Annotated in this window: 18 protein-coding genes; 12 read left to right on the top strand and 6 right to left on the bottom strand. The window is 71.8% G+C overall.

Features of this window, described 5'->3' with window-relative positions; genetic code table 11:
* Positions 1-6: 6 nt before the first annotated feature.
* The 3 genes from AB0873_RS10310 to AB0873_RS10300 all read right to left on the bottom strand — a co-directional run bounded on the left by AB0873_RS10310 (position 7) and on the right by AB0873_RS10300 (position 5,207).
* Positions 7-1,506 carry a glycosyltransferase 87 family protein gene (locus AB0873_RS10310; RefSeq protein WP_366599368.1) on the bottom strand — a complete coding sequence of 500 codons (1,500 nt, stop codon included), beginning with the start codon at positions 1,504-1,506 and terminating at the stop codon, positions 7-9.
* Between the two features lie 132 nt (positions 1,507-1,638).
* Positions 1,639-4,563, bottom strand: a complete 2,925-nt coding sequence (locus AB0873_RS10305) for a transglycosylase domain-containing protein (protein ID WP_366599367.1) — start codon at positions 4,561-4,563, stop codon at positions 1,639-1,641.
* 197 nt (positions 4,564-4,760) lie between these two features.
* Positions 4,761-5,207 (bottom strand): DUF5318 domain-containing protein, encoded by a 447-nt coding sequence (locus AB0873_RS10300; RefSeq protein WP_155329627.1) that lies wholly within the window; start codon positions 5,205-5,207, stop codon positions 4,761-4,763.
* A gap of 174 nt (positions 5,208-5,381) precedes the next feature.
* Between AB0873_RS10300 and AB0873_RS10295 the strand changes: the two genes are divergently transcribed.
* Both AB0873_RS10295 and AB0873_RS10290 read left to right on the top strand, forming a co-directional pair.
* Positions 5,382-6,020: a PadR family transcriptional regulator gene (locus AB0873_RS10295; RefSeq protein ID WP_155329626.1), complete on the top strand. Its 639-nt coding sequence runs from the start codon at positions 5,382-5,384 to the stop codon at positions 6,018-6,020.
* A gap of 23 nt (positions 6,021-6,043) precedes the next feature.
* Entirely contained in the window at positions 6,044-7,123 is a 1,080-nt protein-coding gene (locus AB0873_RS10290; RefSeq protein WP_366599366.1) for an inositol-3-phosphate synthase, read from the top strand.
* A 112-nt stretch (positions 7,124-7,235) separates the two neighbouring features.
* On the opposite strand, the gene AB0873_RS10285 is transcribed toward AB0873_RS10290, so the two are convergent.
* Entirely contained in the window at positions 7,236-7,718 is a 483-nt protein-coding gene (locus tag AB0873_RS10285) for a methylated-DNA--[protein]-cysteine S-methyltransferase (protein WP_155329624.1), read from the bottom strand.
* 34 nt (positions 7,719-7,752) lie between these two features.
* On the bottom strand, positions 7,753-8,157 hold the full coding sequence (locus tag AB0873_RS10280; protein WP_366599365.1) for a hypothetical protein: 405 nt from the start codon (positions 8,155-8,157) through the stop codon (positions 7,753-7,755).
* Between the two features lie 120 nt (positions 8,158-8,277).
* Between AB0873_RS10280 and AB0873_RS10275 the strand changes: the two genes are divergently transcribed.
* The 4 genes from AB0873_RS10275 (at position 8,278) to AB0873_RS10260 (ending at position 12,109) form a co-directional block, all read left to right on the top strand.
* Positions 8,278-8,793, top strand: a complete 516-nt coding sequence (locus tag AB0873_RS10275; protein ID WP_366599364.1) for a SigE family RNA polymerase sigma factor — start codon at positions 8,278-8,280, stop codon at positions 8,791-8,793.
* Positions 8,790-9,920, top strand: coding sequence for a hypothetical protein (locus AB0873_RS10270; RefSeq protein WP_366599363.1), 1,131 nt, complete (start codon positions 8,790-8,792; stop codon positions 9,918-9,920). The genes AB0873_RS10275 and AB0873_RS10270 overlap by 4 nt, the downstream gene beginning before the upstream one ends.
* Positions 9,921-10,001: 81 nt before the next feature.
* Entirely contained in the window at positions 10,002-10,523 is a 522-nt protein-coding gene (locus AB0873_RS10265) for a hypothetical protein (protein ID WP_366599531.1), read from the top strand.
* 74 nt (positions 10,524-10,597) lie between these two features.
* Positions 10,598-12,109, top strand: coding sequence for an SPFH domain-containing protein (locus tag AB0873_RS10260; protein ID WP_366599362.1), 1,512 nt, complete (start codon positions 10,598-10,600; stop codon positions 12,107-12,109).
* A gap of 42 nt (positions 12,110-12,151) precedes the next feature.
* On the opposite strand, the gene AB0873_RS10255 is transcribed toward AB0873_RS10260, so the two are convergent.
* A complete protein-coding gene (locus AB0873_RS10255; RefSeq protein ID WP_366599361.1) occupies positions 12,152-13,612 on the bottom strand; it encodes a CCA tRNA nucleotidyltransferase in 1,461 nt (486 codons plus the stop codon).
* A 123-nt stretch (positions 13,613-13,735) separates the two neighbouring features.
* Here AB0873_RS10255 and murJ point away from each other — a divergent pair, with 123 nt between their 5' ends.
* From murJ to trxA, 6 genes are all read left to right on the top strand, one after another.
* Positions 13,736-15,475 (top strand): murein biosynthesis integral membrane protein MurJ, encoded by a 1,740-nt coding sequence (gene murJ / locus AB0873_RS10250; protein ID WP_366599360.1) that lies wholly within the window; start codon positions 13,736-13,738, stop codon positions 15,473-15,475.
* Positions 15,476-15,940: 465 nt separating this feature from the next.
* Positions 15,941-17,545, top strand: coding sequence for a protein kinase family protein (locus AB0873_RS10245; protein WP_366599359.1), 1,605 nt, complete (start codon positions 15,941-15,943; stop codon positions 17,543-17,545).
* A gap of 43 nt (positions 17,546-17,588) precedes the next feature.
* Positions 17,589-18,347, top strand: a complete 759-nt coding sequence (gene sigM, locus AB0873_RS10240; RefSeq protein WP_366599357.1) for an RNA polymerase sigma factor SigM — start codon at positions 17,589-17,591, stop codon at positions 18,345-18,347.
* Positions 18,344-19,279, top strand: coding sequence for a hypothetical protein (locus AB0873_RS10235; RefSeq protein ID WP_366599356.1), 936 nt, complete (start codon positions 18,344-18,346; stop codon positions 19,277-19,279). Before sigM ends, AB0873_RS10235 begins: the two co-directional genes overlap by 4 nt.
* 178 nt (positions 19,280-19,457) lie before the next feature.
* The gene (gene trxB, locus AB0873_RS10230; RefSeq protein WP_366599355.1) at positions 19,458-20,411 is read left to right on the top strand and encodes a thioredoxin-disulfide reductase; all 954 of its coding nucleotides are present in this window, start codon (positions 19,458-19,460) and stop codon (positions 20,409-20,411) included.
* Between the two features lie 30 nt (positions 20,412-20,441).
* A complete protein-coding gene (trxA, locus tag AB0873_RS10225; RefSeq protein ID WP_155329613.1) occupies positions 20,442-20,765 on the top strand; it encodes a thioredoxin in 324 nt (107 codons plus the stop codon).
* Positions 20,766-20,925 lie beyond the last annotated feature (160 nt).

The following is a 20,925-nucleotide window of genomic DNA, read 5'->3' as shown; positions in this document are numbered from 1 at the left end:
CCCGGGTCAGGTCGTGGCCGGCTCGGGGGCCGGGTCGAGCGTCTTCCGCGAGGGTCGTCTTCGCAGCCAGGGCGCGTCGGGTGTGCCGTCGACGACGCCGCCGTCCGGGTCGTCGACGTACGTGCCGCGCACCGCGTCCAGCTCGGGCCGGAGGATCTCCCGAACGATCAGCGCGCACAGGATCACCACGGTCGTCAGGCGCAGCGTCGCGGCCAGCACGAAAACACCCTCGGGGAAGACCGGCCGCCCGGTCGACGTGCCGAGCAGTTCCCCGTAGAAGGCCGCGAAGTAGGCGACCTCGGCGAGCTGCCAGGCGAGGAACGCGCCCCACTTCGGCCGGGCGAGCACCGCGAGCGGCAGCAGCCAGAGCACGAACTGCTGCGACCACACCTTGCTGAAGATGAGGAACGCGGCGACCACCAGGAAGGCGAGCTGGGCGAGGCGCGGCCGGCGTGGCGCCACCAGCACCAGGACGGCCACCCCGACGCAGGCCAGGATGAACAGCGCGTACGACAGGTTGTTGAGCACGGGGACGTTGGCGTTCAGCCACTCGAACGGCCCGAGCCCGCCGCCCCTGCCGACCTTCCCGTCGAGGTAGCGGCCGATGTACCAGAGGGTGCCCCAGTCGATCGGCCGTTCGGTGTTGAGTTCGAGGAACCGCGCCCAGTTAGTCGGGTAGAGCAGGGCGGTGGGCAGGTTCACCACGAGCAGCGCGGCGGCGCCCGCCCCGATCGCGGCCAGGGCGGCCCGGAGCCGGCTGGCCCGGATCGCCAGCAACAGGATGGGCCAGAACAGGAACAGTGGCCAGAGTTTCGCCGCACCCCCCAGACCGAGCAGCAGACCCGCCAGGACCGGCCGGCGGCGGGCCCAGGCGAGCAGGCCGAAGGCGGCGAGACCGATGGCGAGGAAGTCCCAGTTGACGGTGGCGGTGAGCAGCAGCGCGGGCGCGAGCGCGAAGAGCGCCACGTCCCAGGGACGGCGGCGGCGCAACGCGAGGAGCGCGGCCGCCGTGGCCACCGCCAGCGCGCCCAGCACCAGGACGTTCGCGTTGTAGAACCACATGCCCTGGTTGAGGCCGGGGTCGTCGACGCCGAGGGCGTGCACCGGCAGGCCGAGCGCGCCCATGAAGTAGCCGGTCAGGACCGGGTACTCGACCGGGTGGTCGCGGTAGGGCACCTTGCCCTCGTTGAGCCCCTCCGCGTAGTAGAGCGCCAGCACGTCGGTGTAGCAGAAGCGGGTGTACTGGACGTTGTTCGTCCAGGCGCCGTCCTGGCAGGGCGACTTCTGCACCCAGTGCAGGGCGAGCGTGAGGCACACCAGGGCCAGGACGATCCGCGCGGCCGTCCAGAAGTGACGCTCGCGGCCGACCGGGCGGTCCAGCGCGGCGGCGTGGTCGCCGAGGGGGCCGCCGATCAGGCCGGAGACACCGCGGACGAACCCGTCGGAGCGGGACGGGTGGTCCGGGGCACCGGCGTCGTCGATTCCGCGCGTCGACTGCTTGCTCATGACCGTGCATCCTGCCGTACGCCGGGGGTCCGCGTCCCGCCCGGCGACGACATGTCGTGCCCCCCCCCCCCCCGGACGACGAAGCCGCCGGTGAGCGGAGCGTCGCTCCGGTCACCGGCGGCGTTGCGTCGGTCAGTCCCGCCGTGGTGTCAGGGTCGGCAGGACGCCGTCCCGGTCACCGTCCGGTGGCGGCGGCTCGTTCGGGTTCTGCCCGCCGTTGTTGCCGCCACCGTTGTTTCCGCCGTTGTTGTCGCCACCCGGCGGGCAGAACAGTTCGAACGGCCCGCAATTCGGCTGCTGCGTCGGGGGCGGCGGAGGCGGCGCCTCACCGTTGCCGGAGTCCGGGTCACCGACCTTGGCCGCCGGCGGGAACTCCAGCTTCTCCTTGCCCTCGAGCGCCCGCTCCATGAACTTCTCCCAGATCTCACCGGGGAGATTGGCACCCGACACATTGCCGCCACCCCGCAACTTGAGGGCCTTGCGGTTGCCGACGTTGCCGACCCAGACGGCGGTGGCGAGTTGCGGGGTGTAGCCGATCGTCCACGCGTCGCCGTTCGCCGTGGTGCCGGGCTTGAGCTCCCAGGTGCCGGTCTTGGCGGCCGCCTGCCGGCCGCCCTCCAGCCGGTGGTTGATCCGGCCCGGGTATTCCTTCAGCACGTCGGTGACGTCGGCCACGACGTCCTTCGAAATGACCTGCTTGCCCTTGACGCTGCCCTCGTCGGCGATCTTCTCCATCTTGCCGGTCTGCTGGTTCCGCTTGAACACGGAGTGGAGGAAGTGCGCCTTGACGTACTGGCCACCGTTGGCGAAGGTCGCCACGCCGTTGGCGTGGTCCAGCACGGTGACCGGGTACTGGCCGTAGGCGACCACGTGGAAGAACGGCGCCGGGGCGACGTCCTCCGCCTTCTTCTTGGTCAGGTCGATGGGCTCGGCCGGGTTGGTGTTCCACATGGTGGTGATGCCGGCCCGCTTGGCCACGTCGACGATCTTGTCCGGACCGATGTCCGTGCTGACGTGGTAGAACGGCACGTTCAGCGACTTCAGGGTCGACTCGCGCAGCGTGCAGGAATTGCCGCAGGTCGGGTTGTCGGTGCCCGCGTTGCTGACCTTGAACTTGGTGCCCTCCGGGGTGAACGCCCGGCCCTTCCAGCGCGACTCCAGGGACTTCTGGTTCTCCAGCGCCGCCGCCAGAGTGTAGATCTTGAAGCTGGAACCCGGCGGGTGACCGCCGATGATGTTCCCCTTGCTGTCGACGTTCTTGCCGGCGTAGTCGGTGCCCGTGCCGTTGTCGCCGCCGTAGTACGCGCGGACCCGGCCGGTGCTCGGCTCGATGGAGACCACCGCCGCCATCAGGTTGTCCGGTTGGTCAGCGAGCTCCGAGCCCTTGCTCTTGCGCTGCGCCGTCTCCACCGCCGCGGTCTGGATCTTGGTGTCGATGGTCGTCCGGATCCGGTAGCCGCCGGACATCAGGGCGTCGGAGCAGGTCGGCTTGCTGGCGGTGACGTCCTCCTCGCGGTCGACGCAGACACCCTTGTCGCGCATCTCGGTCTTGACGTAGTTGATCACGTTGCCGTACGGCGTGTTGATGCCGTAATCCAGCCCGGCGCCGACCTTCTTCGGGTCCCTGATGCATCCGGCTGGGGCGGTTCCCTTCGCCGGGCAATTCTTGGGGTACTCCGCCTCGGTGGGTGCCGGCTGCCGTCCGGCAGCATTCAGCCAGCCCTCCGCGACCATGCCCTGAATGACGTAGTTCCAGCGCTGCTTGGCCTCTACCGGGTTGACCGCCGGGTCGTACCCCTTGTGCGTCTCGCTGGCCACCGGCTGCTTGATGAGGGCCGCGAGCACCGCGCCCTCCGCCACCGTGAGTTTGTTGGCCGACTTGCCGAAGTACGTCTTCGCCGCGGCCTCGATGCCGTACGCGCCCCGGCCGAAGTAGATCACGTTCAGGTAGTGCTGCATGATCGTCGGCTTGTCGTAGCGCTCGGTCAGCTTCGAGGCGAGGATCGCCTCCTTCACCTTACGGGCGTACGTGTCGTCCTTGAGGTGGTCGTAGGCGTTGCGGGCGTACTGCTGGGTGATCGTCGAGGCGCCCTGCTTGTCACCGCCGGTGAAGTTGTTCCACGCGGCGCGGGCGATGCCCTTGTAGTCGACGCCCGAGTGCTTGTAGAAGTTGCGGTCCTCGGCGGCGGCGACGGCATCCTGCACGTGCTGCGGGATGTCCTTGATGGTGACCAGCGTGCGGTTCTCGGTGCCGAGCTTCGCGATCATCGTCTTGTTGTCGAACGCGTACAGCTCGGTCGCCTGCGGCGGCGTGGTGTCCTGGGGGAGCACCACGTTGGTGGAGTAGTAGGTGAAGCCGACCACGCCCAGCCCGGCCAGCATGATGAACACCGCGAACGCGGCGATCAGCAGGTTCGCCCGTTTCCGCTTCTTCGCCCGGGCGATGGCGTCCGGATCGCGACCGCCGCGCCCGAACCCGCCCGGCCCACCGGGGCCACCCGGCCCACCGGGGCCACCCGGACCGCCGGGACCGCCCGGCCCACCGGGCCCGCCGGAGACCGGCGAGACGCTGGCCCGCGCCACCGAGGCGCGACCACCGACCGCCGCCGACCCGACCCGGGCCCGCCCCGCGGACCCGGCACCGACGGACGCGGCACCCACCGCGGCGGCACCGACGGTTGCCCGCCCGGCCGACCCGCCCGGCGCCGGGGAGACCGGCACCGACGCGCGACCGGGAGCCGGCGACACCGGCACGCGACCGGGTGCCGGCGACACGGGAACCGAGGCACGACCGCCCCGGCCGACCGAGGCCGAACCGGAGGCACCGCGCGGGGGCACGGACGCCGACCCGCCGACGGAGGCCCGGCCGCCGGAGGCGGCGCCGCGGGGGGACACCGAGGCGCGACCCGCGGATGTCGAACCGTCCGGTGCGGCCGACCTGCCGCGCGCCTCCCCGCCCGAGAGGCGGTACGCGTCGTCGGCCTGCCCGTGGTCGCCGTGCTGGCCCGGAATCCGGGCCCGCCCGTGCGGGGAACTGGGATCGCCGTACGAGTTCATTCCTCACACCCTGCCGGTCGCGGTGGAGCGCGGCTGCGCCACCACCGGTTTGCCGTGAGATGGGACACCCGCCACCCGGGCTGTCTCGCGCCCCGCGGCCGGTGTCACTTGTGAATCATTCGGGCCAATCAGACCAACGAGCCGTCGGTCGTCCCGGGCGTGCACGCGCTGGCCCGAGTCAGCCGATCGAGCTGGTATCACTGTTGCGCCTCTCGCCTCCGTCGCCCGGTCGGGGCGGCCGCGCCGCCCACCGTGCCCTGCTCCGGCCCGCCCTCGGCCAACCCGTCCCGGCCGAGCAGGTACTGCTCGACGAGATGGTTCCAGTCACAGCCGAGGCACACCTCCACCACGAAGACCTGGAACTCACGCAGCGTCATCGCCAGCACGGGCAACTCCGCCAGTGTGCGGGCCTGTCCGGCGGACTGCTTGAGTTCGTCCCCGTAAATGTAGTGGACGTGGGTCAGATTCTCGCTCCGGCAGATCGGGCACCGTTCGTCGGTCGGTTCACCGTGGAACCGGGCCGCGTTCTTCAGGTACGGCGAGGCGTCGCAGACGTCGTACGTGCCGACCCGCCCGGCCAGGAGCTCACGCAGCACCGCCCGCTTCTGGAGCGAGTAGTCGACGACCTGGCGCTGCGAACGCATGCGGAGAAGGGTACGCGGTCCGGCGCGGCTGGGCGACCGCCGTGACGATGCGTGACCACAGCATCCCGGAACGGGGGTTTGCCCTGGCCATGGTGATCCGCTAGCGTGCGATGTATCGGTCCGATACATCGCCGCGGTTAGCACTTCGTGCACAGGGTAAAGGGAGGATGGCCGATGCTCGAATTCGCCATCCTCGGCCTGCTGCAGGAAGCTCCGATGCACGGCTACGAGCTGCGCAAGGAGCTGACCGCGAAACTCGGTGCCATCCGGGCGGCGATCAGCTACGGCTCGCTCTACCCGACCCTGCGCCGGTTGCAGGCGGCGGGCTGGATCACCGAAGCCGCCGAGACACCCGCGACTGCCGAGGAGGTTCCCGCGCTGACCAGCCGACGAGGTCGGGTGGTCTACAAAATCACCGCGGAGGGCAAGGAACGCTTCGCCCAACTCATCGCACAGGCCGGGCCCGAGACGTACGACGACACGGGCTTCGGCGTGCACTTCGCGTTCTTTGCCCGGACCGATCAGGCGACCCGACTGCGCATCCTGGAGGGTCGCCGACGCAAGATCGAGGAGCGTCGCGAAGGGCTCCGCGACGTGCTCGGCCGTGCCGCCGAGCGCCTCGACGCGTACACCCTGGAGCTGCAACGCCACGGCCTGGAGGCCTGTGAGCGTGAGGTCCGCTGGCTGGAGGAGCTCATCGCCAACGAGCGCTCCGGCCGTGCCCCGACGGTCCCGGGCACCGGGACGGCCGGCGGCCGACGAGAAGACAACAGCCCGCCTCCGCCTGGAGAGTCCAGGAAAGAGCGGCCGTGATGAAGAAGAAGGAGGCAGACGCTATGGGCTCCGTCCGCGTCGCCATCGTCGGTGTGGGGAACTGCGCCTCGTCCCTCGTACAGGGCGTGGAGTACTACCGGAACGCCGACCCGAACGACCGCGTCCCGGGTCTCATGCACGTCACCTTCGGCGACTACCACGTCTCCGACGTGAAGTTCGTCGCGGCGTTCGACGTGGACGCCAAGAAGGTGGGCATGGACCTCGCCGAGGCGATCGTCGCCAGCGAGAACAACACCATCAAGCTGTGTGACGTGCCGCCGACCGGTGTGACCGTGCAGCGCGGCCCGACCTTCGACGGTCTCGGCCAGTACTACCGCGAGATCATCGAGGAGTCGGACGTCGAGCCGGTCGACGTGGCCCAGGCGCTGCGCGACGCCCAGGTCGACGTGGTCGTCTCCTACCTGCCGGTGGGCTCCGAGCAGGCCGACAAGTTCTACGCCCAGGCCGCGATCGACGCCGGTTGCGCGTTCGTCAACGCCCTGCCGGTCTTCATCGCCTCCGACCCGGAGTGGGCGAAGAAGTTCGAGGACGCGGGCCTGCCCATCGTCGGCGACGACATCAAGAGCCAGGTCGGCGCCACGATCGTGCACCGCGCCCTGGCCAAGCTCTTCGAGGACCGTGGTGTCGAGCTGCTGCGCACGTACCAGCTCAACTTCGGCGGCAACATGGACTTCATGAACATGCTGGAGCGCAACCGCCTGGTCTCGAAGAAGATCTCGAAGACCCAGTCGGTGACGTCCCAGATCCCGCACGAGATGAGCAAGAGCGACGTGCACATCGGCCCGTCGGACCACGTGCCGTGGCTGGACGACCGCAAGTGGGCGTACATCCGCCTGGAGGGCCGCTCCTTCGGCGACACCCCGCTGAACGCCGAGCTGAAGCTCGAGGTGTGGGACTCGCCGAACTCGGCCGGCGTCATCATCGACGCGGTCCGCGCCGCGAAGATCGCGCTGGACCGGAAGATCGGCGGCCCGATCCTGTCGGCGTCCTCCTACTTCATGAAATCCCCGCCGGTGCAGTACGCCGACCACGACGCGCACGCCGCCGTCGAGGCGTTCATCGCCGGCGAGGTCGAGCGCTGACGCGCTGAGACACGCACCAAACGGCGAGGGCCGGGTCCGCGCGGACCCGGCCCTCGCCGTCTGTCGCCCAGCTTCGCGTTACCGGAGGTACGGCGAGAGTGCGGGCGCCAGCTCACCCCGACCAGGCGTGGCGGAGCGCGACGCCCGCCTCCAGTTCGAGGAGCTTGACCTTGCGGTCGAGCCCGCCGCCGAAGCCGACCAGCTTTCCGCCGGCCCCCACGATCCGGTGGCAGGGAACGATGACCGGGATCGGGTTGCGGTTGCACGCCACCCCGACCGCCCGCGCCGCGGACGGATCGCCGAGCCGCCGGGCCACCTCGCCGTAGGTGAGCGTCCCCCCGTACGGAATTCCGGTCATCTCCCGCCACACCGCCCGCTCGAACTCCGAGCCACGAGGGATCCGCACCGGCACCGTGAACGCCGTCAGCTCGCCGGCGAAGTAGGCCCGTAGCTCCGCGAGGGCCTGCCCGGCCGGCTCGTCGCCCGGGTCGGTGCCGGCTGCGGCCACCCGGCCGAAGTGCGTCCCGCACACGGCCGACCCATCGGTGGCCACGGAGAACTCCCCGATCGGCGAGTCGAGGACGGTCCAGCGCATCCACCCATTGTCCCCGCCGGTACGACACCCGGCCTCAGAGGAGGTTCACGCCCAGCAGGAGGGTGCCCGCGACGAGGCTCGCCCCACCGGCGACGGTGAGCCAGATCAGCCTGTTGGGCCGCGTGTCGCCGGGCCGGACCACCGAGAGGAAGAAGCCGAGCGGCATGAGGATCGGCGCGGCGACGAAGAGCGTACGGATCAGCGTGCGGGTGCCGTCCGAGGCGTCGGCCTGGTCGATGTACGGCAACGCGACGAGCGCGAAGAGGACCAGCACCCCGGCGTGCGCGTGCCCGGCGGTCCAGAGGCCCCGGCGCACCGGGTTGTCCAGGTAGCCGGCCTTGCGCCCGGCAAGATGCATGAGCAGGGTCAGGCCGCCGTACGCGATGGTCACGACGGTGAGCAGCAGGATGCCGGCGGTGGTCAGGGTCGCCGAGGACATGGCACACCTCCATCTAGTCAATGTAAAGATGCGCCTTCGGCGCCAATCTTGTCAACAGCTAGATTGCGGCGGTGGGCAAACTTCGGCCGGCCACCGGCGTCGGAGTATCGGAGGTGGCGGGTGTCCGGAGGCATCGACGGGGAGTTCACCGCGTTCGTCAACGAGCGCGGCGACGTACTGCTGCGGGTCGCGTACGCCCTCGCCGGGAACCAGCACGGCGCGGAGGACCTGCTGCAGAACGCCCTCGCGAAGGCGTACGCCCGCTGGCCCCGGATCCGGGGCGACGCCGAGCCGTACGTGCGCCGGATCCTCTACCACGACCAGGTGTCCGGCTGGCGGCACCGCTCCCGCCGCCCCGAGGTCCCGGTCGCCGTCCTGCCCGAGCGCGCCGGCGCCGGTGACCACGGGCACGACGTCGACCTGCGGCTGCTCCTGCGGAACGCGCTGCTGGCGCTGCCGCCCCGCCAGCGCGCGGTGCTGACCCTGCGCTACCTGGAGGACCTGAGCGTCGAGCAGACGGCCGAGCTGCTCGGCTGCCGAATCGGCACGGTGGCCAGCCAGTCGTCGAAGGCGCTGGCCCGGCTGCGGCAACTCGTGCCCGCCCTCGACGGGCACCTCACCGAGGAGGTGCGATGAACGGACCGGCCGAGCAGGCGCTGCGTACCGCTGTCCGGGATCTCGCGGACGAGGCCCGTACGGTGCCCGACCTTGCCGGGCGGGCTCGGGCCCGGGGCCGGTGGCTGCGGCGCCGGCGGCAGGCGGCCGCGGCCGGCGGCGCGCTGGCGGCGCTGGTCGCCCTGGCCGCTCCCTTCGTGTGGCTTCGCCCGTCCACCCCTCCGCCCGGGCCGGCCGCCTGGGGACCACCGTCCGTCCCGGCGGAGTCCGCCGCCTCCGTCGTGCCGGCACCCACCGGCGACTGGACGGGTAGTCCCGTCACGCTTCCCGGCGGCTGGCTGCTGGTCGGCGCAACCTCGCCCGGCGAGTCGACCGGTGACCATGGCGAACGAGGCTACGCCCTGGACCGCACCCGAGGCCGGTACGTCGGTTCGGAACGGTACGACGAGGTCTGGGCCGCACCGCTCGGTGGCGTCGCCGCCGTGGTGGACCACGACCGGCGGACCGAGCTGGGGCTGCTCGACCTGGCGAGCGGCGAGGTCCGCTGGGTGCGCACCGGCGGTCACATCAGGACGCCGCACTGGTCACCCGACGGGCGTCGGCTGGCCCTGACCGTCATGGACAAGGCCACCGGAGCCCTCTCCCTCGGCGTGCTCGGCTCCACCGGCACATGGCGGACCTTTCCGGTCGACGCCGACGAGTTCCTCTGCACCGACCAGTGCTTCTTCACCTGGACCCGGGACGGCCAAGAGGTCGCGCTCCAGCAGACCGATCCCACCGCACCCCGCTCCGAGTCGGAGCCGCACGCCCGCCGGGGCGTGCAGTTCTTCTCCCCCGACGACGGTCGGCCCACCCGGCTCGTGCCCGTCAAGGGTGACCCCGCCGGCCCCTGGTCGTGGTCGCCGGACGGACGGCAGGTCGTGGTGACGGGCCGGCAGGGGCCGCAGATCGTCGAGGTGGCCACGGGACGGGTGATCGGAGCGGCGCCGGACGCGGACGCTGCCTGGGGCGCCGACGACCACCTGCTGTACCGGGACCGGCGGACAGAGGAGATGGTGCTGGCCGACCTGGACGGGCGGGAACTCGCCCGGCAGTCCCTGCCGGCGGCGATCGGACTGGGCATGGTCCTCGTGCTGGCGCCCCGCTGACCGGCGGTCAGCTCGGCATGGTCCTTCCGGTGGTGCCCGCCGGCCACCGGAAGGAGGTCGACGTTGCGGGGCGTCGATACCGTGCGGGACGTGGCCACGGGGACATTGATCTTCCTCATCGTCGGCGCCGTCGGCGTCGCGGTGCTGGCGCTCGCGCTGCTCGGCGGCGAGCTGCTCCACTTCGGTCAGCCGGACTTCGACGGGCCGGTGTCGACCGAGACGGTCGCCGGGTTCGCCGGCGCGTTCGGCTTCGGCGGCGCCATCGTCAACGAGCTGCTCGGCGCGCGTACCCCCGGCACGGTGGCGCTGGCGGTGGCCGGCGGCGTCCTCGCGGCCGTGCCCACCGCGTGGGTCGCGTCCCGCCTGGGGCGGGCGGCCCGCGACATGCCCACCGATCCCACGCCCACCCGCGCCCACCTGGTCGGCGCGCTCGGCCTGGTCGTCACGCCGGTACCCGCCGACGGGTACGGCGAGGTCCGCGTCCGCGTCGCCGGCACGCCGGTGAAGTTCAACGCCCGTGCCGATCGGCCGATCCGGGCCGGTGTCCAGATCTTCGTGGTCGAGGCACTCAGCGACACCAGCGTGCACGTCGAGACCTACTGACGCGTCGAAGCCCCACCGGCGCGTTCGAGCCCGATCGACGCGCCGCGATCCACCCACGCCAGAAAGGCCCACCCATGCCTCTCGTCATCGCCATAGCCGGCGCCGCGGTCCTCCTCCTCGTCCTCGTGCTCTTCGTGCTCTCCCGGATCAAGGTCGCCGGGCCCAACGAGGCCTTCATCGTCACCGGCCGCAAGGGCCGCACCACCCAGACCGCCGACGGCGGCCGGTCGACCGACATGTCCGGGCAGAAGGTGGTGCTCGGCGCCTCGGTCTTCGTCCTGCCGGTGGTGCAGAAGCTCCAGTCGCTCGACCTGTCCAGCCGCCGGATCGACGTCGGCATCCGGGGCGCGGTGAGCAAGCAGGGCATCCGCGCCGACCTGCACGGCGTGGCGATCGTCAAGGTCGGTGGCACCGAGGACTCGATCCGGGCCGCCGCCCAGCGCTTCCTGCACCAGCAGGACGAGATCGACAACTTCACCCGGGAGGTGCTGGCCGGCGCGCTGCGGTCGATCGTCGGCCGGCTCACCATCGAGGAGGTCATCCGGGACCGGGCGGCGTTCGCCAGCGCGGTGGCGGAGGAGGCCGAGCACTCGATGACCAACCAGGGTCTCGTGCTCGACACGTTCCAACTCCAGGACATCCTGGCCGAGGGGTCGTACCTGCAGGACCTGGGTCGGCCCGAGGCCGCCCGGGTGCTCAAGGACGCGGCGATCGCCGAGGCCCGGGCCCGGCAGCAGGCCGAGCAGGAGCGGCTGCTCGCCGAGGAGGCGATCGCCGAGGCCAACCGGAACCTGGCCCTCAAGCAGGCCGCCATCCAGGCCGAGATCGACGCCGCGAAGGCGAAGTCGGCGGCGGCCGGGCCGCTCGCGCAGGCCGAGCGGGACCAGGCGATCCTCTCCGAACAGCAGAAGGTGGCCGAGCGCAACGCCGAGCTCAAGCAGCGGCAGCTCGACACCGAGGTACGCAAGCCGGCCGACGCCGCCCGGTACAAGGTCGAGCAGGAGGCCGAGGCCGCCCGCAACGCCGCCGTGCTCCACGCCGACGCGCAGCGCCAGGCCGTCATCGCCGCCGCCCAGGCCGCCGCCGAGCAGGCGCGGCTCACCGGTGAGGGCGAGCGGGCCCGGCGGGCCGCACTCGCCGAGGCGAACGCGATCGAGGGCGCCAAGGAAGGTGAGGCCGAGCAGCGCCGGCGCTCCGCGATCGCCGAGGCGGTCGAGCGGGAGGGGCAGGCCGAGGCCGCGGCCATCCTGGCCCGTGGGCAGGCCGACGCCGACGCGATGGCCCGCAAGGCGGAGGCGTTCGCCGCGTACGGGGAGGCAGCCGTCCTGGACCTGCTGGTCAAGGTGCTGCCGCAGGTCGTCGAGGCGGCCAGCGCGCCGATCGGCGCGATCGACAAGATGACCGTCATCTCGACCGACGGCGCGTCGTCGCTCACGAAGTCGGTCGCCGGGAACGTCGCGCAGGGCCTCCAGCTCGGCAGCGACCTCACCGGCATCGACCTGCCCGGTCTGCTGGCCCGGCTGGCCACGTCGACCCGCTCGGAGCCGAACGGCAAGCCGGCCGTCGAGAGCACCGAGACCCGCTGACCCCTGGGAGCCGGGGTGCCGCCCTGCCGGTGGCGCCCCGGCCTACTCGACGACGCCCTGCTCGCGGGCCCAGCGCAACAGCTCGGCCTCGGCCTCGTCCCGCTCCAGCGGGCCGCGCTCCAGCCGCAGATCCTTGAGATGCTTCCAGGCCCGCCCGACGACCGGCCCGGGCGGCACGCCGAGCAGCTCCATGATCGCGTTCCCGTCCAGGTCCGGACGGACCCGGGCCAGGTCCTCCTCGGCCGCGATCCGGGCGATCCGCTCCTCCAGCGCGTCGTAGTCGGCGGCGAGCTGCGCGGCCTTACGCCGGTTACGCGTGGTGCAGTCGGAGCGGGTCAACTTGTGCAGCCGGGGCAGCAGGTCCCCGGCGTCGGCGACGTACCGGCGCACCGCCGAGTCGGTCCACTCGCCGCGCCCGTACCCGTAGAAGCGCAGGTGCAGCGCGACCAGCGCGGTGACCTTGGCGGTCACGTCCTTGGGGTAGCGCATGGCCTTCATCCGGGCCTTCGTCAGCCGGGCCCCCACGACCTCGTGGTGGTGGAAGCTGACCCGGCCGTCCGGGCCGACCGCCTTCGTGGCCGGCTTGCCGATGTCGTGCAGAAGCGCGGCCATCCGCAGGATGAAGTCGCAGCCGTCGTCCTCGTGCGAGACGGCGTTGCTCACCACGGTCAACGTGTGCTCGTAAACGTCCTTGTGCTGGGCGTGCTCGTCGATCTCCAGCTTCAACCCGGTCAGCTCGGGCAGGAAGCGCTCGGCCAGGCCGGTGTCCACCAGCAGCCGGAGGCCGGTGACCGGGTCGACGCCGCAGAGCAGCTTGGTGAACTCGTCCCGGATCCGCTCGGCGGTGATCCGGTCCAGATCGGCGGCCATCCGGGTCATCGCCCCACGCACGTCCGGGTGCACGGCGAACCGCAGCTGCGCGGCGAACCGGGCCGCCCGCAGCATCCGCAGCGGATCGTCGCGGAACGACTCCTCCGGCGACGCCGGCGTACGGACGATCTTCGCGGCGAGATCGTCCAACCCGCCGTACGGGTCGGTGAACCGGTGGTCGGGCAGGCTCACCGCCATCGCGTTGATGGTGAAGTCCCGGCGCTTCAGATCCTCGGTGAGGCTGGTGCCGTACTGCACCACCGGGTTCCGGCTGACCTGGTCGTACACCTCGGCGCGGTAGGTGGTGATCTCCAGCAGCAGGCCGTCGCGCTGCACGCCGATCGTGCCGAACTCCCGACCGGTCTCCCAGATGGACTCGGCCCAGCCCCGCACGATGCGCAGCGTCTCGTCCGGAAGCGCGTCGGTGCAGAAGTCGAGGTCGTTGCCGAGCCGGCCGAGGAGGGCGTCCCGGACCGAGCCGCCCACCAGGTGCAGCTCGCGACCGGCCTTCGCGAACCGGCGGCCCAGCTCGTCGGCGACCGGGGAGACCCGGAGAAGTTCGGCGACGGCGTTGCGCTGCGCGGCGGTGAGTTCGCGGCGGTCGGCGTACGGTGCGGAGGCGGCGTCGGACATGGGATGGCCAGCCTATCGGGCCGGGTCGGCATCCGGTCCGCCGGGCGCGGGTAACGACGGACGGTTGACTAGGGTCTGTGGCGAAGCCCGGCGTGAGCCGACGTACCCCTGGAGGCGACAACGATGAGCGGCCGGCTCTACCGCAGCGCGAACGCGCAGGGTGGCGGCGGCCGGCCGCCGGGCGACGACGCCACCTTCATCTCCGCCGAACCGCTGAACCAGCCCGGCGTCGAGGCCGCCGCGCCGCCGCAGGAGGTGGTCGCGGAGACCAGCGCCGCGGCGAACAGCGCGGTGATGGCCATCGGCAGCCTGGTGAGCCGGGGTACAGGTTTCCTCCGCACCCTGGCGATCACCGCGGCGCTCGGCTCAGCGGTCGGTGACGCGTACACCACCGCGCAGATCCTCCCCGGCATGGTCTACGAGTTCCTGCTCGGGGGGATCCTCACCAGCGTCCTGATCCCGGTGCTGGTCCGGCGGAGGAAGTTCGACGCGGACGGTGGTCAGGCGTACACCCAGCGGCTGATGACCCTCGCGGTGCTGGCCCTCGGCGCGGCGGCCGTGCTCGCAGTCGCCCTCGCGCCGGTCCTGACCTGGCTTTACGCGAGCGACCAGTCGAGCCAGGACTACCGCGACCTGGTCACCACCTGGGCCCGCCTGATGCTGCCGATGATCTTCTTCACCGGTCTCAGCGCGCTGATCAGCGCGGTGCTCAACACTCGTGGCCACTTCGCGGCCCCGATGTGGGCCCCGATCCTCAACAACATCGTGGTGATCGTCACCGCCGGCCTCTACATCGCGATCTTCACCACGGACAGCCTGGCACCCGACGACATGACCCCGGGCCGCATCCTGCTGATCGGCGGCGGCACGCTGCTCGGTGTGGCGGTGCAGGCGGCGGGTCTGCTCCCCGCGCTGCGCAAGGTGGGCTTCCGGTGGCGGTTCCGGTTCGACTTCGGCGCACTCGGCCTGGGTGAGCTCGCCCGCCTCGGCGGCTGGATGTTCTGCTACGTCGCGGTCAGCCAGGTCGGGTTGATCGTCGTGTTCAACCTGCTCAGTCGCACCAGCGGCACCGCGGCCGGGCCACTGATCTACAACAACGTGTTCCTGCTGCTGATGATGGCGCACGGGATCATCGCCGTCTCGATCATCACCGCCCTGATGCCGCGAATGAGCGCTGCCGCCGCCGACGGCCGGCACGGCGACCTGGCCGCCGACCTGTCCCGCGGGACCCGCACCGTGTCGGCGGTGCTCGCGCCGATCGCCGTGTGCTACGCGGTGCTGGCCACGCCGATCGCCTTCACCCTCTTCCGGTACGGCGCCTTCGACGCCGAGAGCGCCAAGGCCACCGCCCCGGTCCTGGTGTACGCCGCCGTCGCGCTGGTGCCGTTCGCGGTCAGTCAGTTGTTCACGTTCGCGTTCTACGCCCTGCCGGACACGCGTACCCCGGCGCTGGTCAACATCCCGGTCGTCGTGCTGCGGGCGCTGGTGCAGATCGGCCTCTTCGTAGCCTTCTCGGCCAGTTTCGCCGCGTCCGGGATGATGATCGGCAACGCCGTGTCCTACCTGGCCGCCGCCGTCGCCTCGGCCTGGCTGCTCCGTCCCCGCGTCGGCCGGATCGGGCTCGGCGCCATCCTGAACACGCTGGGCCGCGTGTCGGTCGCCGCCATCGGCGCGGCGCTCGTCGGCCTGCTCGTGGTGGCCCTGCTCCCCGGCGACGACACGCCCACGCGCTTCGAGGCGATCGTGCAACTGGTGGTCGGCGGCGCGGTCATCGGGGCCACCTACCTCGGGCTCGCGATGCTGCTCCGGATCGGCGAGATCACCGAGGTGGTCGGCATGGTCCGGCGCCGGCTCGGTCGCTGAGCGTCTCCGCCCGACGGTTTCCCGGGGCCCGGGCGGTCAGCGGATGGACCGCACGCTGAGTGAACGAGGATCACCAGCCTGGGGATGCGGCTGTGGATAACTCTGTGATTCACCGCTCAGTGACCGGATCAGCCTGTGGATAACCAGCCGGACGGCTGAGCATGGCGGCGAGTGACGGGGGAACTCCGATCAGCGTCGACACGGCCGCCACTCCAGGTCCGGCCCCTTCGGCGACTACTTGCGGTCAACCTCTAGATTGGCTAGTACATGTGCCAGCAACGTGGCTGACATCGGTCGTAACCGGACGAGTCCCCGTCCACCGGCCAGTCTCGAACGGTGCGGCGGGAAGATGACATGTCGGGGAGCGGGCCATCACGGGTAAGGTCGCTCTTGACGGGTACGGCAGGCGCCGGCGATCACGCCGACACCGGTCGGCCGGTTCCTGGAAGCAGAGCGGAAGCCACAATGCCCAGCAGCACGGGTCCATCGATCGACACGATCACCGAGGGAGGACGGGTGACCCAGGTCGGCGAGGGTCAGGAGGCGGACGAGAGCGCTCCGCCGGTCATGACCTTCGGTGCTCCGACGGCCGGTGAGGTCCTCGCCGAGCGGTACGAACTCGTCGAGCACATCAACAACGACAGCGCGGGCCGTCTGGTCTGGCGCGGGGTCGACGTCGTGCTGCGCCGTCCCGTCGCGGTGGTGCTGCGCTACCCGGGTGGCGACTCCGCCACCGAGATGCTCCAGGCCGCCGTCGCGGCCAGCCGCGTCATCCACCCCAACCTCGTCGGCGTCTACGACGCGATCGACGAGGGCGAGCGGGCGTACGTGGTCCGCGAGTGGGTCGACGGGCAGTCGCTGCGCGAGATGGTCACCGAGGAGCCGCTGGATCCCGCCCGCGCCACCGCCATCGGCAACGCCGTGGCCAGCGCCCTCGCCGCCGTGCACGCCACCGGCATGGTGCACGGCAACGTCCACCCCGGCACCGTCATGATCAGTGACGACGACCGGGTGGTCCTCGCCGACGCGCGCACGGACGGGGACGACAGCCAGGGAAGCGACGTCCGGGCGGTCGGCGGTGTCCTCTACTTCGCCCTCACCGGCCACTGGCCGCACACCGAGGTCCCGCTGCGCGGGGCCACCGCCGGCCACGGTCGCGCCGCGATCCCGGATGCCGTCCGCGACGCCGGTGACGCCATCGCCGCACCGCGCCAGGTCCGGGCCGGCGTCCCGGCGTACCTGGACGACCTCACGATGGACCTGCTGGACGCCGAGATCGCGCCCCCGCCGTCGGATGTGCTCGCGGCGGAGCTGGCCCGGCTGGACGTCCCGGCCGACGAGCACTTCCTGGACAACACCGGCCCGCTGCGCTTCGCCGCCGAGACCGGGGACGAGCCGTCCCCGCTGGCCGTGGCGGGCGGACGCAAGGTGGCCATCGGCATCGCCGGCCTGCTCGCCGTCGCCCTGGTGGGCCTGCTGGTGGGCATCAGCGCGCTGGGTGGCGGTGACAACCGGGATCAGCGATCCGGCGCCGCCAGCGCCCCCACCGCCGGCGCACCGGGCGGGGAGGCGAGCCCGGCCCCCGTGGCCGCCGGCCCGCTCACCATCCGCGACGCGAAGATCATCGACCCGGACGGGAACCGCGCGGAGGTCCGCGAGGCCGAGAAGGTCTTCGACGGCAACCCGGAAGAGGGCTGGGAGACCCAGACCTACCGGGGCCGTCCCAACTTCGGCAACCTGAAGCGCGGCATGGGCGTCTGGCTCGACCTCGGTGAGCCCCGCAACGTGAAGTCGTTGCAGGTGCAGCTGTCGGCCCGGGGTGCGTCCGCCCAACTGTTCGCCGGCACCAACAACCACCCCTCGTCCAAGTCGGGCGACGACGCGCTCTTCGTGGAGTACGCCAAGAAGGCGATCGGCGCGCCGTTGGAGAACGCTGACACCACCATGACCTTCAACGCCTTCGACCCGAACGCGAAGTACCGCTACCTGCTGTTCTGGCTCACCGAGCTGCCGCCGAGCGAAGGCGGTTACAAGGTCGGTGTCCAGGAGATCACGGTCCAGGGGTCGTGAGCCGGCGGGCGCGCATCGGGCACCGCCTCCGCCGGACGTGGTGATGGAGGCACGCGGGACGGCGGGACGGCCGGCGGGCGACGGAGGCACGACGCCCGCCCCGACCCCCTCCGACGTCGACCTGCTGCACGCGCACGTCGCGGGCGACCGGGACGCCTTCGCCGAGCTGTTCCACCGGCACCGGGACCGCCTCTGGGCGGTCGCGTTGCGCACGCTCGGCGACCGGGAGGAGGCGGCCGACGCCCTCCAGGACGCGCTGCTCTCCGCCCACCGCGCCGCCGCCCGGTTCCGGGGCGACTCGGCGGTGACCACCTGGCTCCACCGGATCGTGGTCAACGCCTGCCTGGACCGCATCCGGCGTCGGCAGGCGCATCCGACGGTGCCGCTGCCCGACGGTGTCCACGACACCGAGGGGGCGACCGGGGGTGTCGAGCCCGCCGCTCCCGCACCGGACCACGACACCGCCCTGGTGGTACGGCAGGCGCTGGCGACCCTGCCGGTCGAGCAGCGCGCGGCGCTGATCCTCGTCGACGTTCAGGGCTACCCGGTCGCCGAGGTCGCCCGCATCCTCGGGGTGGCCGAGGGGACGGTGAAGAGCCGGTGCGCCCGTGGGCGGGCCCGCCTGGCGACGATCCTCGGCCATCTCCGCCCCGCGCCGGGCAGCGGTTCCGCGCCGGCCGGCGACCCGGTTCCGTCCGGCGGGAACGTGCCGGCCGTCACCCGGGGGAACCCGGAGGCGACCGGGGGCGTCCGATCTGGGTCGGGGCGATCCCGGCGCGACACCAACCAGGAGGACACGTGACGACCGGGGGGTTCCGGGAGGTCGACCACGACCTGCTCGCCGACTACCTCGGCGGGGCGTTGGACGGCACCCCGGACGAGGTGACCGTGGCGTGGCTGGTCGAGGGAGATCCGGCCTGGGCCGAGGCGTACGCCCGGCTCGCCCCGGCGGTCGCGGAGGTGCGTGCCGACCTGCTGGCCTGGGGGGGTGCGGCCGAGGCGATGCCCGCCGACGTCACCGACCGGATCGCCGCTGCGCTGGCGACCGAGGCCGCGCCGTCCGGTGCCGGACACGCCGCTCCGGTCGTGCCGAGCCAGCCGCACGGCGGTTCGCGGCGCCCCGGCGGCGTACCCCGATCGGGGGTGCCCGCCACGACCGGGCCGGGCCGGCGGCGCCGGCGCTGGGCGCGGGTCGGCGCCCCGGTCGCGCTCGCCGCGGTGGCGGTGACCGCCGCCGGGCTGCTCGGCCTCGACCAGCTCGGGAGCCGGAACGGCGACGACAGCGCGGTCACCGGCACGGCCCGCGACGAGGCGGCACCGGCCGCCGCCCAGCCGTTCCGTACGGCGGGCCCGCCCCTGCGGACCGGCGCGGACTACACCCCGGAGGGGCTGGGCGCGCTGCCCGCCTCGGTGCGGGCGCAACAGTTCTCGAGCCCGGGTTCGGCGTCGGAGCCGGCCACGAACTCGGAGGGTGGCCGGGTGGCCGGGCCCATCGGGCTCGACCGACTCGAGGACCCTGCGGCGCTCACCGCCTGCCTCATCGAGATCGGCACCGAGCACCGGAACGGGCCGCTCGTGGTCGACCTCGTCGACTACGCGCGTTTCCAGGGCCGTCCCGCGCTGGTGGTCCGGTTCACCGACGCGGCCGGAGCCCGCTGGGCCTGGGTGAGCGGGCCGGAATGTGGCGTGCCCGGGTCCGCCTCGGACGCCCGCTACCGTGCGCGGGTAGGGTGAAACCACGGTCGTAGGGTTTCGTCCGGCGACGTGACGTGACCCACCGGATGACCGGCTCGGGAATCCCCGGTTCGTACGATGACGTTCTGCACATCAGCTGCCGGTACCGGCTGAGGTCGCCGGCACCGGATCGGCATCGGTGCGCGCCGGGGCGAACACACACAATCGGGAGACGGCAGTGGACGAGGTCCGCAACCTGATCATCATCGGCTCCGGGCCGGCCGGCTACACGGCGGCGGTCTACGCCGCGCGTGCCAACCTCAACCCGCTGGTCATCGAGGGCGTTCAGTCCGGTGGTGCGCTGATGACGACCACCGAGGTGGAGAACTTTCCCGGCTTCGCCGACGGCATCCTGGGCCCCGAGCTGATGGACAGCATGCGCAAGCAGGCCGAGCGGTTCGGCGCGGAGTTCCTGACCGACGACGTCACCCGCGTGGAGCTCAAGGACACCGGCGAGGTCGGCTCGGACGCGGTCAGCACCGTGTGGGTGGGCGAGACCGCCTACCGGGCCCGAGCCATCATCCTCGCCACCGGCTCCGCCTGGCGCCCGCTGGGCGTGCCCGGCGAGCAGGAGTACCTCGGCCACGGCGTCTCCTCCTGCGCCACCTGTGACGGCTTCTTCTTCCGCAACCAGCACATCGTGGTGGTGGGCGGCGGTGACTCGGCGATGGAGGAGGCCAGCTTCCTGACCCGGTTCGCCGAGTCGGTGACGATCATCCACCGCCGCGACACGTTCCGCGCCAGCAAGATCATGGCGCAGCGCGCGCTGGGCAACGACAAGATCAAGGTCGAGTGGAACTCGGTCGTCGAGGAGATCCTGGGCGCCGACGGCAAGGTCTCCGGTGTCCGCCTCCGCAACGTGCACACCGGTGAGACCAAGGTGCTCGACGTGACCGGCGTCTTCGTGGCCATCGGCCACGACCCCCGCAGCGAACTCTTCCGCGGGCAGGTGGACCTGGACGGCGAGGGGTACGTGAAGGTCGAGGCACCCAGCACCCGGACCAACATCCCGGGCGTGTTCGCCGCCGGTGACCTGGTCGACCACACCTACCGGCAGGCGATCACCGCCGCCGGCACGGGCTGCGCCGCCGCCCTGGACGCCGAGCGCTTCATCGCCACGATCCAGGGCTGAACAACCGAAACAATCGCGAGGAGGGTCGTAGTGGGAGCAACCAAGTCGGTCACCGACGCCAGTTTCGCCACCGACGTGCTGAAGTCCGACAAGCCGGTTCTGGTGGACTTCTGGGCCGAGTGGTGCGGCCCGTGCCGGAAGGTGTCGCCGCTGCTCGAAGAGATCGCCGGCGAGATGGGTGACCAGGTCACCATCGTCAAGCTCAACATCGACGAGAACCCGGAGACCGCCCGCACCTACCGCGTCATGTCGGTGCCGACCCTCACCGTGTTCAAGAACGGCGAGCCGGTGCAGTCCATCGCCGGCGCCAAGCCGAAGGGCGAGCTGGTCAAGCTCATCCAATCGGCACTCTGACCTGCGCTGACGCCGCCGACCCCGCACCCGGCAGTACCCGGGTGCGGGGTCGGCGTCTTTTTCCCGGCCCGCACACCTCGGGCGCGGCGAGCGCATAACCTCAAGCCAGAGGCGGTCGGGAAACGCCCGGGCGAGCGAGGTGTAGGCCAGCCGGCGATCC

Source organism: Micromonospora sp. NPDC047707 (genome assembly GCF_040704235.1).
Lineage (GTDB): Bacteria > Actinomycetota > Actinomycetes > Mycobacteriales > Micromonosporaceae > Micromonospora.
The sequence above is the reverse complement of the archived record's forward strand: the minus strand, read 5'-3'. Positions and strand labels throughout refer to the sequence as shown.

Coding starts and splice junctions, on each gene's coding strand:
- AB0873_RS10310 (WP_366599368.1), bottom strand. CDS start 1,506: ATGAGCAAGCAGTCGACGCGCGGAATCGACGACGCCGGTGCCCCGGAC.
- AB0873_RS10305 (WP_366599367.1), bottom strand. CDS start 4,563: ATGAACTCGTACGGCGATCCCAGTTCCCCGCACGGGCGGGCCCGGATT.
- AB0873_RS10300 (WP_155329627.1), bottom strand. CDS start 5,207: ATGCGTTCGCAGCGCCAGGTCGTCGACTACTCGCTCCAGAAGCGGGCG.
- AB0873_RS10295 (WP_155329626.1), top strand. CDS start 5,382: ATGCTCGAATTCGCCATCCTCGGCCTGCTGCAGGAAGCTCCGATGCAC.
- AB0873_RS10290 (WP_366599366.1), top strand. CDS start 6,044: ATGGGCTCCGTCCGCGTCGCCATCGTCGGTGTGGGGAACTGCGCCTCG.
- AB0873_RS10285 (WP_155329624.1), bottom strand. CDS start 7,718: ATGCGCTGGACCGTCCTCGACTCGCCGATCGGGGAGTTCTCCGTGGCC.
- AB0873_RS10280 (WP_366599365.1), bottom strand. CDS start 8,157: ATGTCCTCGGCGACCCTGACCACCGCCGGCATCCTGCTGCTCACCGTC.
- AB0873_RS10270 (WP_366599363.1), top strand. CDS start 8,790: ATGAACGGACCGGCCGAGCAGGCGCTGCGTACCGCTGTCCGGGATCTC.
- AB0873_RS10260 (WP_366599362.1), top strand. CDS start 10,598: ATGCCTCTCGTCATCGCCATAGCCGGCGCCGCGGTCCTCCTCCTCGTC.
- AB0873_RS10255 (WP_366599361.1), bottom strand. CDS start 13,612: ATGTCCGACGCCGCCTCCGCACCGTACGCCGACCGCCGCGAACTCACC.
- murJ (WP_366599360.1), top strand. CDS start 13,736: ATGAGCGGCCGGCTCTACCGCAGCGCGAACGCGCAGGGTGGCGGCGGC.
- AB0873_RS10245 (WP_366599359.1), top strand. CDS start 15,941: ATGCCCAGCAGCACGGGTCCATCGATCGACACGATCACCGAGGGAGGA.
- sigM (WP_366599357.1), top strand. CDS start 17,589: ATGGAGGCACGCGGGACGGCGGGACGGCCGGCGGGCGACGGAGGCACG.